Here is a 14,133-nt window from a genome sequence, read left to right as displayed (position 1 = left end):
GACCCGCGCGGACCGCCGCCCTCGGCGGCGCGGCGGCGGCTCGACCAGCTGCTCGCGGGTCGGACCGCACCCTCGCCCGGCGGACGGCGGGGGGCCACACCCGACCTGGCCGAACTGCTCCCCCAATGGCTGGCCCTCGCCAACCGGCACGGGTACAAGGCGCCGCCCGCCGCCCTGCCCGCCCTTCTCGACGCGGCCCGCGCACGCACCGACCTGCGCCCCGGGGTCCTCCGGCTGGCCGGGCCGCGCGGTCTGTGGCTGGCACGGCAGAACCCCGAGTGGCGGTTCGCGCTCCGGGGCGCGGGCGCGGGCGGCGCCCTTCCCGGCCCCGGGGACCCGGCGGGCGTGCGGGCCTTGTGGGAGGAGGGCCTGTTCGCCGAACGGGTCGCCCTCCTGGTCTCCGTACGTGCCGAGGACCCGGCCGCCGGGCTCGCCCTGCTCGCGTCCACGTGGTCCGCCGAGCGGGCGGAGGACCGGCTGATGTTCCTGGACTCGCTGCGGGCCGGACTCTCGGGCGCCGACGAGGAGTTCCTGGAGACGGCCCTCGGCGACCGCAGCCGCAATGTCCGTGCCATCGCCGCCGAACTGCTGTCCGCGCTGCCGGAGTCGGCGTTCGCGGGCCGGATGGCGGCACGGGCCGTCTCGTGCGTGGGTCTCGACCGGACGGCGCCCGCTCCGGCGGTCACCGTCGAGGCCCCGCACGAGTGCGACACGGCGATGCGGCGGGACGGCCTGATGGCGGTGCCCCCGGCGGGGCGGGGCGAGCGGTCCTGGTGGCTGGGCCAGCTCGTCGAGGCGGCGCCGCTGTCCTGCTGGCCGCCCCGGTTCGGCGGGCGCGGCCCTGAGGAGATCGTGGCGCTGCCGGTCGGCGACGGCTGGGAGGCGGAGCTGCACGCGGCCTGGTGCCGGGCGGCGGTGCGGCAGCGGGACGCGGCCTGGTCGCGGGCGCTGCTCGGCGCGCCGACGGCCCCGCCCGCGACGGGTCCGGGCACGTCGTCGCTGGCGGAGCGGGCCCGGCTCCTTGCGACGCTGCCGTCGGGGGAACGGGCGCGCTGGGTGGCCTCGTTCGTCTCCGCCCATGGCCTGTCGGAGGCGTTCCAGCTGCTCGGCGTGTGCGAGGTGCCCTGGGCCGCACCGCTCGGCGAGGCCGTGGTCGACGCCCTCGACATCGCGCGGGACGCGGGCAGTTACCCCTGGAGCTTCAGCGGGGTGATGGGCCTCGCGGAGCGCTGCCTCGCCCCGGAGTCGGCCCGGCAGCTGGAGTCCCTGACGGCCCGCCCGGACGAGACCGAGGACATATCCCCCGGCGCGGGCGGCTACTGGGCCGAGGCCTTCCAGCGCCTGGTCTCCACACTGAGGCTGCGCGCCGCGATGACGGCCGAACTCACGGACCGGGCGCCGAAGCCGGGCGCGGACCGGGCTCCGGCGCCCGGCCCGGCGCCAGAGGCAGGCCCAGCAGGGGAGACGGGTCCGGCAAGGGGGGCGGGTCCGGCACAGGAGACAGGCCCGGCGGGACGACCGGGTCCGGGCCGGGCACCGGGGACGGCGTCGTCATCGCCACCGGCACCCACCCCGTAAGTCGCCTGCCCTTCCCCGGACACGCCGAAGGGCCCTCCCCTCAAGGAAGGCCCTTCGGCAAGGTCACCCGGTGGGCGGCCGGTTCACGCGGACTCGCGGACGTTCGCGTTCACCCAGTCGACGATCGAGGCCGTCGTGGCGCCCGGCGTGAAGATCGCCGCCACGCCCTTCTCCTTCAGCGGTGCGATGTCCGCCTCCGGGATGATGCCGCCGCCGAAGACCTTGATGTCCTCCGCGTCGCGGTCCTTGAGCAGCTCCAGGACCTTCACGAACAGGGTGTTGTGCGCACCCGAGAGGATCGAGAGGCCGATCGCGTCGGCGTCCTCCTGGATCGCCGTGTCGACGATCTGCTCGGGCGTCTGGTGCAGCCCGGTGTAGATGACCTCCATACCGGCATCGCGAAGTGCCCGCGCGATCACCTTGGCCCCGCGATCGTGGCCGTCGAGACCCGGCTTGGCAACCACCACGCGGATCGGACCGGTCACACCCATCACTGCCTCCACATGCGACCCCCGCGCCTGATTGCCGGGGAGGTGAACGAACGTTATCCCCAGCATCCCGCACACCGCCGTTTCGCGGTGGCGAGCGAGGGGGAAATCACACGTGGGACATGTTCGCTCCGCGCCGCACCCCGTCTTCGGGCCCACCGCCTCGGCCCGCAGGCCGCAACCGGGGCAGGCGCGCGGGGAGCTGCGGCGAGGCCGCCGGGTCGCGGTGCCGCACATCCGCGCGACGCGCGCGCTCCGCCCCGTCCCCACGCCCCGCGAGGGAGGCCGGCCATGGAGTTCGCCAAGGTCACCACCCTGATGAGGACCACCGCCAAGGTCACCACCCTGGTGAAGGCCACCGCCCTGGAGTTCGCGATTCTCACCGGGCATCTCGTCCTCTACCCGACCGGGATCGCCGCCGAGCGACCCTCCCTCGGCGTTCCCGCGCCGTCCCTCGTTCCGGGGCGGCGCCCGGTGATCCTTCTGCACGGCTTCGTGGACAACCGTTCGGTCTTCGTCCTGCTGCGCCGCTCCCTGACCCGGCACGGTCGTGACCATGTCGAATCGCTCAACTACTCACCGCTCACCTGCGATCTGCGGGCCGCCGCGGTGCTGCTGAGCCGCCGGGTGGAGGCGATCCGTTCCCGTACCGGACAGAGCGAGGTCGACATCGTCGGGCACAGCCTCGGCGGCCTCATCGCCCGTTATTACGTGCAGTGCCTCGGCGGTGACACCCGGGTGCGGACCCTGGTCACCCTGGGCACCCCGCACTCCGGCACCGTCGCGGTGCCGCTGGCCGACGCGCATCCGCTGGTACGCCAGATGCGGCCGGGTTCCGAGGTGCTGCGGGAGCTGGCGCGCCCCGCGCCCGGCTGCCGGACCCGGTTCGTGAGTTTCTGGAGCGACCTCGACCGGATGATGACGCCGGTCGAGACGGCCCGTCTCGACCATCCGGACCTGCTCGCGCACAACGTACGCGTCAGCGGGATCGGGCATCTGGCGCTTCCCGTGCACCCGACGGTGGCCGCCGGAATCCTCGCGGCTCTGGACGCGGACGAGCCGGAGGCACCGGTGGCGGACAGCCACGGCCGGGACGGGCCGGAAGCAGGGGCATCGGGAAGCTCCGGCCCCGGCGCCTCATCCGCCGCCTGACCCCCGGGCATCACTCGGGCCCCACCGGGCGCCACCCGCATCACGGGCCCCGTCGGCATGCAGATGCCAGGGACATACCGGCGCCACGTATCGAACATTTCTCGAACACAAGGCCAAAGCTTTTTCAGCAAGCCGGTGAAACACGGCCGGTTGCCCATTTGCCCCCACCACAAACCCCTCCGAAGATTGTCGGTTGCGCATACCGCCGGGTACAGTCGCGCCCACTGCTTACCCCCCGGGACACCCCTCGTCGGGCCCGCCCCGGACCGGTCCTGATGCCGAGGCGAGAGAGACGTTGGTGAACGACCAGCACCCCCACGCCGGGTACGTCGGAGACGACGCCCACACCACCGGCGGCTACGGCGTCGACCCGCACTACGGCTCCTACTCCGCGGGCCAGTCGGACCAGAGCGGCCAGTGGGACTTCCACGCGTACGACACCACCGGCACGTACGCGACGACGGGGCAGTACGACACCCGGCAGGCCACCGGCTCGTACGACACCACCGGCCAGTGGGACACGACCGGCCAGTGGGACACCACGGGCCAGTGGAGCACCACCGGCGGCTACGACGCCACGGGTACGTACGACACGACGGGCGCGTACCCGACGGCCACCGGCCAGTACGCCGCCACGCCGTACGACACCACCACGGGCACGTACGCCACGACCGGCTCCTTCGACGCCACCGGCTCGTACGACACCACCGGTCAGTGGGACGCGTCCGCCTGGACCGAGGCCCAGCACACCGGCCAGTACGAGACCGTCCACTCCGGCACCTACGCCGCGCAGGGCGCGTACGGCCACGAGTCCTACGACGCCACCGGCCAATGGGCCGCCCCCGCCTTCGCGACCGACACCGGCGCCTACGACGCGACCGCCTGGAACCAGGCGACCCCCGCGGAGGCCGAGCCCGTCATCCCGCACCAGTACACGCCGGGTGTCGAGCACACCGCGGAGTTCGCGTTCGACTTCGCCACCGAGGCGGAGACGGACCACGCCGAACCCCTCACCGCGCACCACCCGGACCTCACCGCCACGGACGGCACGAAGGACACCGGCCCCGAGACCACGGGCTTCGAGACCACGGGCTTCGAGACCACGGGCTTCGAGGCCAGGGGCTTCGAAAGCGAAGGGCACGACGCCGAATCCGGCACCGTCACCGACGCCGAGCCGGACCCCGGTTCCGGCCCCGCCGCCGACGACCGGCCCGCCGTCGAGCTTCGTACGGACTCCCCGCTCGCCGGCCGCACCGCGCGCCGCGCCCCCAGCGGTGGCCGAGGCCGCCGCCGTACCCCCGCCAAACGGTCCGCGCTCCTGACCATCGCCGTTCCCAGCGCCTGCGTCATGGGCGTCGCGGGCATCGCCGCCGCCTCCGTCGGCGGTCTCACCGGATCCGGCGACGACGGCAAGAAGGAGAACACCTCCGCACTCGCCGCCTCGGACGCCACCTCCGTCAAGCAGGTCGCCGCCAACAACGCGCTCGATACCCAGCTCGCCGCGCTCAGCGCAGACGCCCGCGACTTCGGCGAGCGCGCCAGCCGCACCCAGGAACGCATCGACCTGCGGCAGCGCCAGGAAGCCGACCGGAAGAAGCGCGAAGCCGAGGCGGTCCGCAAGGAGGCCCTGCGCCCCAAGTTCAGTCTGCCGGTGAAGCTCCACCAGCTCAGCGCCCGCTTCGGGCAGTCGGGCGTCAACTGGATGTCGGTGCACACCGGCATCGACTTCCCCGTGTTCACCGGCACGCCCGTGATGGCCGCGACCGACGGCACCGTCCGCACCCAGCTCAACAGCGCCTACGGCAACATGGTGATCGTGACCGCCGCCGACGGCACCGAGACCTGGTACTGCCACCTCAGCAGCGCCAAGATCCGCTCGGGCCACGTCAAGGCCGGCGATGTCATCGCGTACTCCGGCGACTCCGGCAACTCCACCGGCCCGCACCTCCACTTCGAGGTCCGGCCGGGCGGCGGCTTCGCCATCGACCCGCTGGCCTGGCTGCGCACCAAGGGCCTCGACCCGACCAGCTGACCGCACCGCGTCTTCGTACGACGAAACGACTGGAGGAGCGGGCCCGTCTCTCGACCGGGCCCGCTCCTCCACGTCGTTCCGCCTTCCGTCCCTCCGTCATCTCGTCGTACGGAAGGACGGGGCCGTCACTACAGCTTCTCGACGGGCGCGTACCGCAGCAGCAGCCGCTTCGGCTTCTCGTCGCCGAAGTCGATCGTCGCCTGCGCGTCCGCGCCCACACCGGTCACCGCCGTCACCGTGCCCAGACCGAACTGGTCGTGCGTGACCCGGTCGCCGACCTGGAGCGAGATCACCGGCTTCTCCCCCGCACGCCGGGTGGCGAAACCCGAGGGTCCGGAACGCGCACGCGAGGACGAGAGAGACGACGTGATCCCCGAGGTGGGACCGGCGGGCTTCACCATCGGCCCGGTCCGCTTCCACTCCAGATACGCCGCCGGGATCTCCTCCAGGAAACGCGAGGCCGGGTTGTACGAGGGCTGTCCCCAGGCGCTGCGCATCGACGAACGGGTGAGGTAGAGCCGCTCACGCGCGCGCGTGATGCCCACGTACGCCAGGCGCCGCTCCTCCTCCAGTTCCTTCGTCTGGCCGAGCGCGCGCATATGCGGGAAGACACCGTCCTCCATGCCTGTCAGGAACACCACCGGGAACTCCAGGCCCTTGGCGGTGTGCAGCGTCATCAGGGTGATGACGCCCGCGCCCTCCTCGTCCTCGTCCGGGATCTGGTCGGAGTCGGCGACGAGCGCGACCTTCTCCAGGAACTCGGCGAGCGTCGCGGGCTCCTCACCCCGCTCCTGCTCGAACTCCAGCGCGACGGCGGCGAGTTCCTGAAGGTTCTCGATACGGGTCTCGTCCTGCGGATCCGTCGACGCCTGAAGCTCGGCCAGATAGCCGGTGCGCTCCAGGACCGCTTCCAGGACGACGGCGGGTCCGGCGCCGGACTCGACGATGGTACGCAGCTCGTCCATGAGCGCGTTGAACCGCTTCACCGCGTTCGCCGAGCGCGCCGCCATGCCGTACGCCTCGTCGACCCGCTTGAGCGCCTGCGGGAAAGTGATCTTCTCGCGAAGGGAGAGCGCGTCGATCATCGCCTCGGCACGCTCGCCGATGCCCCGCTTGGGGACGTTGAGGATGCGGCGCAGCGGCACGTTGTCCTCGGGGTTGGCGAGGACGCGCAGATACGCCAGGACGTCCCGGACCTCCTTGCGCTCGTAGAAGCGCACGCCGCCGACGACCTTGTAGGGCAGCCCGACCCGGATGAAGATCTCTTCGAAGACACGGGACTGGGCGTTGGTCCGGTAGAAGACGGCGACGTCTCCCGCCTTGGCGTCGCCCGCGTCCGTGAGCCGGTCGATCTCGTCGGCGACGAACTGCGCCTCGTCGTGCTCGGTGTCGGCGACGTATCCGATGATCCCCGCGCCCGCGCCCGCGTTCGTCCACAGGTTCTTGGGGCGGCGGGACTCGTTGCGCTCGATGACGGCGTTGGCGGCGGACAGGATCGTCTGCGTGGAGCGGTAGTTCTGCTCCAGGAGGATCGTCGTCGCGTCCGGGTAGTCCTCCTCGAACTGGAGGATGTTGCGGATCGTCGCGCCCCGGAAGGCGTAGATCGACTGGTCCGCGTCGCCGACGACGCACAGCTCGGCCGGGCCGAGATCCTCGTATCCGGTGCCGACTAGCTCCCGCACGAGGGTGTACTGGGCGTGGTTGGTGTCCTGGTACTCGTCGACGAGGACATGGCGGAAGCGGCGGCGGTAGTGCTCGGCGACGTCGGGGAACGCCTGGAGCAGGTGGACCGTCGTCATGATGATGTCGTCGAAGTCCAGGGCGTTGGCCTCGCGCAGCCGCGCCTGGTACATCCGGTACGCCTCGGCCAGCGTCTTCTCGAAACCGTCGGCCGCCTGATCGGCGAAGGTCTCCTCGTCGATCAGCTCGTTCTTGAGATTCGAGATCTTGGCGCTGAACGACTTCGGCGGGAACTTCTTCGGGTCGAGGTCCAGGTCACGGCAGACCAGGGACATCAGCCGCTTCGAGTCGGCGGCGTCGTAGATCGAGAAGGAGGAGGTGAAGCCGAGCCTCTTCGACTCACGGCGCAGGATGCGGACGCAGGCGCTGTGGAAGGTCATCACCCACATCGCGTTCGCCCGGGGCCCGACGAGCTGCTCGACGCGCTCCTTCATCTCGCCCGCGGCCTTGTTGGTGAAGGTGATCGCCAGGATCTGGCCGGGGTGGACGTGCCGGGTGCCCAGCAGGTGGGCGATGCGGTGGGTGAGGACCCGGGTCTTGCCCGAACCCGCGCCGGCCACGATGAGCAGCGGGGTGTCGGTGTGGACGACGGCGGCACGCTGCTGCTCGTTCAGCCCTTCCAGGAGCGCGGCGGGGTCCACGACGGGCCGGGGGTGCCCGTCGCGGTAGTACGCGTCCCGGGGCGGGGGCGCGTCGAAGTGCTCCCCGAAGAGGTCGTGCGGGACCTCCTCCGCGGCCGGAGCACTGTGCTCGTCGTCCTCGGGGTGGGGCGGGGGCTCCTCCGAGGAGTGGTTCTGGAGACCTGCCAGGAAGCTGTCGTCAAAGAGGCTGCTCATCGCCTCACGAGTCTAGGACGCCGCACCGACATCCGGGGCCCGCCTCCGGATCCGACCTCTCCGAATCCGCCTCTCCGAATCCGACCTCGCGGGATCCGACCTCGCGGGATCCCGCTTCTGCGATCCCCTCCCGGACGACCGCCACCGGGGCCGGTCGTCCGGGGGTGAGGCCTCGGTCACGTCCCTGCGTGACCGGCCTTCCCCGGGGCGGCGCGGGTCAGACCCAGAGGGTCGCGATGAAGATGTTCGTCATGGTCAGACCGCCGACGGCGCCGAAAAGGGCCTTGTCGACCGTCTCCTCGTCCCGCTTGACGTAGACCAGGCCGAGGACGACGACGAGGATCGCCAGCTTGATGCCGACCTTGATGTTGTTCACCGTGTGCCCCTCCGCCTGATGCAGGCCGACGAGGGCGATTCCAGTGATCAGCATGGTCAGCGCGCCGTGCAGCATCGAGGGGCTGAAGCGGGCCGTACCGGCGCCCATCGCCTTCATCTGGGTGAGGAAGCCGCCGAGGAGGGCACCGATACCGATGACGTGCAGGGCGACGAAGACATTGATGAGTACGTCCATGAAGCGGAGCCTAACCGGGGCCCTAGCACCGTCCTCCGCCCGGGTCCACCCACTCCGGGGCTTCGGTCGGGCAGCCGACGGAATGCCCTCCGTCCACGCCCTTCCGGCGAAAGAACCCGATCTTCGGTCCCCCAACTGAAGCCAATAGTGATCAACCCGTCGACCCGGCCTGACCTCCGGTTTAGCGTCCTTCCTCAGGTGGCCCGCTCCCCACCACCGCCGGGGCACCGGCGGTAGCCGGCCACCACCGCTGGGAAATCCGGTGGTGGGCCGTCTCCCCTGTGACGGCCCACCACCGGTCCCAGTCCCGCCCCGTCCCCACTCCCGGCCAGAGCAGGTGACCTTCCCCCGTGGCAGCGCACCGACCAACCCGACGGTCCCCGCTCGACACATCCGCCACACCCCCCGCCCCCGCCACCCGCGCCGCCTCGGACCGGCTGCGCGCCGAAGCCACCTGCGGGACCCGGCACCCCGACGAGGCACGCCGGTCTCGACACCCTGCCCCGGCCGGGCCGCGGTCCCGGTGCCCCGCCCTGGCCGCCGCCCCGTACCTGCGGCTCGCCCCTGCCGTACGGCAGGCCCTCACGGTCCACCCCGACGGCCTACCGGAACGCGCCGCCCTCGCCGAGAGAGCGGACGCACCCCAGGCCACCGCCGTCCGCGCCGTCCAGCGCGAACCGGCCACGATCCGACGACTCCGCACCGAGTCGACACAGCACCTCACCGCACCGCGCCGGGACGAGATGGAACCACAGCACCGGAAAGCCCTCGCCCTCGGCAAGCTCACCGAGGCCCGCACCCTGCTCGACCGACTGGCCGCCGAGGAACGGGCCCGCTACGAGCCCACCGAGGCCAGCCCCCTCGGCACCCGGTCCTCCCCGACCGGTACCTCCACCGGAACGGTGGGAGCCGGTCCCTCCCGAGGCGACGGCCACCTCCCCGTGCCCGCCCCGAACGAGCGCGCCGCCCAAGCCATCGCCTTCGCCTACGCCCAACTCGGCAAGCCGTACGTCTGGGGCGCCACGGGCCCCTCGGCCTACGACTGCTCCGGCCTCACCCGTGCCGCCTGGCGCTCCGCCGGTGTCTCCCTCCCCCGCACCACGTACTCCCAGATCAACGCGGGCCGCCGCGTCCCCCTCTTCGAACTCGCCCCTGGTGACCTGGTCTTCTTCTACTCCGGCATCAGCCACGTCGGCCTCTACATCGGCAACGACCGGATGATCCACGCCCCCCGCCCCGGCACCCCGGTACGCATCGCCCCCATCACCGACATGCCCTTCGCAGGAGCCACCCGAGTGGCCTAACGCCCTCCCCTGACTTTCCCGTCTCCCCCGCCTCCCCCCGTCTCACCTGTCTCGCCTGGTGTCCCGACTTGGCCGGGCGGGGGCCGGGTCGGGTCGGGGGCCAGTCCTTCCAGGACCCCGGCGGGCCTGGGCTCGGCCGGGCCGGGGTTCAGTCGAGCCGGGGTTCAGTCGGCACCGGTCCGGCAGGGTCTGGGCCCGGTGGCCGGACCGGCGGCCGGAGAGGATCAGACCAGGCGGCGGGCGGTGGCCCAACGGGTCAGCTCATGCCGGTTGGACAGCTGAAGCTTGCGCAGCACCGCCGAGACATGCGATTCGACCGTCTTCACCGAGATGTACAGCTGCTTGGCGATCTCCTTGTACGCGTACCCCCGGGCGATCAGCCGCAGTACCTCCCGCTCCCGCTGCGTGAGCCGGTCCATGTCCTCGTCCACCGGCGGCGCGTCCGTCGACGCGAAGGCGTCCAGGACGAAGCCGGCGAGCCGGGGCGAGAACACGGCGTCGCCCTCCTGGACCCGGAAGATCGAGTCGACCAGATCGGTGCCGGTGATGGTCTTCGTGACGTAGCCGCGGGCACCACCCCTGATCACCCCGATCACGTCCTCGGCCGCGTCCGACACCGACAGCGCCAGGAAGCGAACCGGGTCCTCCGTCGCTCCCATCAGGCTCGCGCAGCGCCGCAGCACCTCGACACCGCCGCCGCCCGGCAGGTGCACATCGAGCAGGACGACCTCGGGCCGGGTCGCCGTGATCACGGTGACCGCCTGATCGACATCGGCGGCCTCGCCGACCACTTCGACACCGGTGATGTCGGTACGGCCGATCTCCGCCTGCACCCCGGTACGGAACATCCGGTGGTCGTCGACGAGCACCACCCGCACCCGGCGGTCCACACCCGCCTTCCCCGCACCCTCGGCTTCCGCGTCGGCCGCCTCCGCGCCCGCCGCCTCCGTGTCGGCCCCGCTCACTGCCCCGGTCTCGTCGCTCATCCGTCCGCCCTCTCCATCTCAAGCTCCACTTCGGTGCCCCCGCCCGGCACCGATCTCAACCGGGCCGAACCGCCGTTGCGCTGCATCCGGCCGATGATCGATTCTCGTACGCCCATCCTGTCCTCGGGCACCGCGTCCAGATCGAAACCCGGCCCCCGGTCCCGTACCGAGACGAAGACCATACGGCCCTCCACCTCGGCGTACACCTGGACTGGCCCGCCCTCGCCACCGTACTTGGCGGCATTCACCATCGCCTCGCGCGCGGCCTGCATCTGCGCCACCAGCCCGTCGTCGAGCGGACAGTCGCCCACGACGACGACCTCCAGCGGCACCCCGTGCTTGTCCTCCACCTCGGCCGCGGCTCTCTTCACCGCCTCGGCGAGGGTCTCGGGCTCCTCGTCCTTGCCGGTGCCCTCGGGCTTGTAGAGCCAGTTCCGCAGCTCCCGCTCCTGGGCTCGGGCGAGGCGCCGCACCTCCCCCGCGTCCTCGGCGTTGCGCTGGATCAGAGTGAGGGTGTGGAGCACCGAGTCGTGGACATGGGCCGCGACCTCGGCCCGCTCCTGCGCCCTGATGCGCATGGTCCGCTCCTCCGTCAGGTCCTGGGACATCCGGACCAGCCAGGGGCCGGCGAGCAGTGCTATGCCGGTGAGGACCGCGACGGCGGCCGTGAGCGCCGTCCCGAGCTGGGCGACCGAACCTCGGACCACGACGAAGACCGCAAGACCGGTGCCGACCAGGGCGACGCCGACGAGCCCCCGGGCGAAGTGGAAGGCCCGGCTGTCCCGCCCGCCCTCCGTCCAGCTGGCCCGTCGTGCGTTGTCCGCCTGACGCCAGACCATGGCGAGACCGACGCCGATGAGGATGATGGGCCAGACGTAGCGTCCGGTCTCGTTGTCGACCTTGATGTTCCCGATGACGGCCGCGGCGGCTATCGCGAGCGCTATGAGGGCGAAGATCTGCCCCCGCTCGGGCTTGCGCAGTCTGAGGCGCCCGTCCGCCGTGGTCTCGAAGACGGGGCGGGGAGTGGTCCGGCCGCCCACGCCCAGCGGGACCACGATCCAGAAGGCCGCGTAGAGCAGGAAGCCGAGGCCGTCCATGAAGGAGAGGAGCAGGAAGGCCATCCGAACCCAGACGACCGGCAGGCCGAGGTGTCCGGCGAGACCGCGCGCGACACCGCCGAGCCACCGCCCGTCGGCGCTCCGGTAGAGCTTGCGCACGGGCGGTTCGTCGGTGTCGGTGACACGAGCGGTTGCGGACATGCACTGATCGTCACACGTCCGGACCGCTCGGGACATCAGGGTCGGCCCTGAGATCGACCCTGGTAACGACTCAGGGAGAACGGGCCTCCGAATATCAGGGTCGGGCCAGGGTTGTCCCCGGTGCCGCTCGGCGTCACGGGCCGTCACCATGGAGGCATGACGAGTTCGATGCCTTCGCAGCACGAGGCCCCGCCGCCGGCGGAGGCCGATACGACCCCTCCTCTGCGGCGCTCGCGCGAGGGCAAGGTCCTGGGCGGGGTCTGTGGCGGTCTCGGCCGGTACTTCGACCTCGACCCCGTGATCTTCCGCGTGGCGCTCGGTGTCCTGACCGTGCCGGGCGGCCTCGGGCTGATCTTCTACGGCTTCGCCTGGCTCCTGGTCCCGCTCGCGGACGAAGAGGAGAACGAAGTCCGCAGGCTGCTGACCGGCCGGGTCTCCGGGGCTTCGCTGGTCGCGCTCCTGATGGCCCTGGTGGGCTGCGGTGTCTTCCTGTCGATGCTGCACAGCGGCTCGATGCTGGGCTCCGCGCTCCTGCTGGCGTCCGTGGTCTCCGCAGCGGCCGTGTGGTCCCGGCACCGGCAGACCGGCACGGTCGAGCCCGAGGGCCGGGTGGAGTCGGCGGCTGCCGCCCTCGTGGTCCCCGACGCACCGCCCGAGACCAAGGCACCACCGCGCGTCGAGTACACGTCCTGGTGGAAGGACCCCATAGTCAAGGACGGATCGACGGGCAAAGTGGCCATCGGCTACCTCTGGGGGCCGCACGGAGTCCTGGACGAGGGCGGCAGGGTGAACGGCACTGTGCCGAAGCCCGGCAGCCAGTGGGGCCCCGCGCCGTCGGCCCCGCAGCGCCCGCAGCCCTCGGTGCGCCGGAGCCCGCGGTCCATCGGTGGCGTCGTGTACCTGCTCGCCATGATCGCGGCCGTGATCGGTACCGCGGCCACCTGGGAGACCGAACCGCTGCGTACGAGCCTGCAAACCGGTCTGACCGCCGCGCTCGCGGTGTTCGGCATCGGCCTGGTCGTCAGCAGCTTCGTCGGCCGGACGGGCTTCGGCACGATCTTCCACACCGTGCTCACGGCGAGCCTGCTGGCCGTGACCACGGCGCTGCCCACGAGCATCAGCACCGAGTGGATCCGTGACACCTGGAAGCCGGTTTCGGTGACCGCCGTACAGCAGCACTACGAGGTGGGCACCGGGGTCGGCACGCTCGATCTGTCGGAGCTTCCGGTCCCCGCCGGGACGACGGTCTCGACCTCGGTCGGTGTGGGCGCGGGCCGGATCAAGGTGATCGTGCCGGCGAACGCGGTGGTGAAGCTGCACGGCAAGGTCGCGCTCGGGGACCTGCGGCTGCCCGGCGAGCGCGCCGACGACATCGACATCTCGCCGGACCGCAAGGTGAACCGGACTATCGAACCGCCGGCCGGGACCACCCCGGCGGGCACCCTGGACCTCTCGCTTGAGGTCGGCATCGGTCAGCTGGAGGTCACCCGTGCTGCTTCATGAGTTCCGCCCCGGCCGCCTGCTGGCCGGCCTCAGCGCCCTGGCCCTGGCCGCCGTGTACGCGGGGGACGCGACAGGAGCCTGGACGGCTCCCTGGTACGTGGCGTTCCCGGTGCTCGGTGGTGGTCTGGGGGTGGCCGGCCTGGTGACCTGGGTGGCCTATCGAATACGGCGCCGCACGGCGAGGAGCCTGTCCAGCGACAGCATGGACGCTCCGGCGAGCAGCAGCGGGAGCCAGGACATCAGATAGGCGAGGTCGTTGCCGAGGTAGTACGGCTGCACCTGCCAGCTCACGGTCAGCCAGAGGCTCAGGGAGATCAGCGCGCCCCCGAGCGCCGCCACGCGGGCGAAGAGACCCAGCAGGGTCCCGAGCCCCACGGCGAGTTCCCCGAAGGCAATGGCGTAGCCGAATCCGGTGGGGTTCTTGAGGGCGAGATCGACGAGGGCGGGGAGAGCCGAGGAGTCCCGGACCCCCCTCATCATCTCGCCGATGGAACCGCTGCCGGAGTCGCTGAAGAAGGCGGGATCGGTGAGCTTGTCGAATCCGGCGTAGAGGAAGGTGATGCCGAGGAAGAGCCGCAGCGGAAGGAGCGCGCAACGGGAGGCGAATGCCTTCCACCCACCGACACCATCGCCCCCGCCGAGCCCGGCGAACCCACCCGGTCCGCCAGGCCCTCCGAGCCCACC

At 71.7% G+C, this 14,133-nt stretch carries 9 protein-coding genes and 2 pseudogenes; 5 read left to right on the top strand and 6 right to left on the bottom strand.

Annotated features, from left to right (window positions below):
- Window positions 1–1,578, top strand: a 1,578-nt coding sequence (locus BU197_RS17460; protein WP_223184093.1) for a DUF5691 domain-containing protein, incomplete at its 5' end; no start/stop codon positions are given.
- An 83-nt stretch (window positions 1,579–1,661) separates the two neighbouring features.
- On the opposite strand, the gene BU197_RS17455 is transcribed toward BU197_RS17460, so the two are convergent.
- Window positions 1,662–2,069 (bottom strand): cobalamin B12-binding domain-containing protein, encoded by a 408-nt coding sequence (locus BU197_RS17455; RefSeq protein WP_188269197.1) that lies wholly within the window; start codon window positions 2,067–2,069, stop codon window positions 1,662–1,664.
- 288 nt (window positions 2,070–2,357) lie between these two features.
- Between BU197_RS17455 and BU197_RS17450 the strand changes: the two genes are divergently transcribed.
- Entirely contained in the window at window positions 2,358–3,218 is an 861-nt protein-coding gene (locus BU197_RS17450) for an esterase/lipase family protein (RefSeq protein WP_223182459.1), read from the top strand.
- A 298-nt stretch (window positions 3,219–3,516) separates the two neighbouring features.
- Window positions 3,517–5,250 carry a peptidoglycan DD-metalloendopeptidase family protein gene (locus BU197_RS17445; protein WP_188269196.1) on the top strand — a complete coding sequence of 578 codons (1,734 nt, stop codon included), beginning with the start codon at window positions 3,517–3,519 and terminating at the stop codon, window positions 5,248–5,250.
- Window positions 5,251–5,378: 128 nt separating this feature from the next.
- Here BU197_RS17445 and pcrA read toward each other — a convergent pair whose 3' ends face one another.
- Complete coding sequence (gene pcrA / locus BU197_RS17440) at window positions 5,379–7,826, bottom strand: DNA helicase PcrA (RefSeq protein ID WP_188269195.1); 2,448 nt, start codon at window positions 7,824–7,826, stop codon at window positions 5,379–5,381.
- Between the two features lie 217 nt (window positions 7,827–8,043).
- Window positions 8,044–8,397 carry a hypothetical protein gene (locus tag BU197_RS17435; protein WP_188269194.1) on the bottom strand — a complete coding sequence of 118 codons (354 nt, stop codon included), beginning with the start codon at window positions 8,395–8,397 and terminating at the stop codon, window positions 8,044–8,046.
- A 941-nt stretch (window positions 8,398–9,338) separates the two neighbouring features.
- On the opposite strand from BU197_RS17435, the pseudogene BU197_RS31505 reads away from it, so the two are divergent.
- Window positions 9,339–9,701, top strand: a pseudogene (locus BU197_RS31505) (C40 family peptidase); the annotation flags it as partial.
- Between the two features lie 224 nt (window positions 9,702–9,925).
- Here BU197_RS31505 and BU197_RS17425 read toward each other — a convergent pair.
- The gene (locus tag BU197_RS17425) at window positions 9,926–10,687 is read right to left on the bottom strand and encodes a LuxR C-terminal-related transcriptional regulator (protein ID WP_223182457.1); all 762 of its coding nucleotides are present in this window, start codon (window positions 10,685–10,687) and stop codon (window positions 9,926–9,928) included.
- Complete coding sequence (locus tag BU197_RS17420) at window positions 10,684–11,946, bottom strand: ATP-binding protein (protein ID WP_188269192.1); 1,263 nt, start codon at window positions 11,944–11,946, stop codon at window positions 10,684–10,686. The genes BU197_RS17425 and BU197_RS17420 overlap by 4 nt, the downstream gene beginning before the upstream one ends.
- Window positions 11,947–12,102: 156 nt before the next feature.
- Between BU197_RS17420 and BU197_RS17415 the strand changes: the two genes are divergently transcribed.
- A complete protein-coding gene (locus tag BU197_RS17415) occupies window positions 12,103–13,449 on the top strand; it encodes a PspC domain-containing protein (protein WP_188269191.1) in 1,347 nt (448 codons plus the stop codon).
- A 156-nt stretch (window positions 13,450–13,605) separates the two neighbouring features.
- Here the strand turns inward: BU197_RS17415 and BU197_RS30540 are convergent.
- Window positions 13,606–14,088: pseudogene (locus BU197_RS30540) on the bottom strand (DoxX family protein); the annotation flags it as partial.
- Between the last annotated feature and the right edge of the window lie 45 nt (window positions 14,089–14,133).

The sequence above is a fragment of the Streptomyces sp. CBMA291 genome, assembly GCF_014596525.1.
GTDB lineage: Bacteria > Actinomycetota > Actinomycetes > Streptomycetales > Streptomycetaceae > Streptomyces.
Note: the sequence above shows the minus strand (reverse complement) of the source record. Positions and strands in the feature narration are given on the sequence as shown.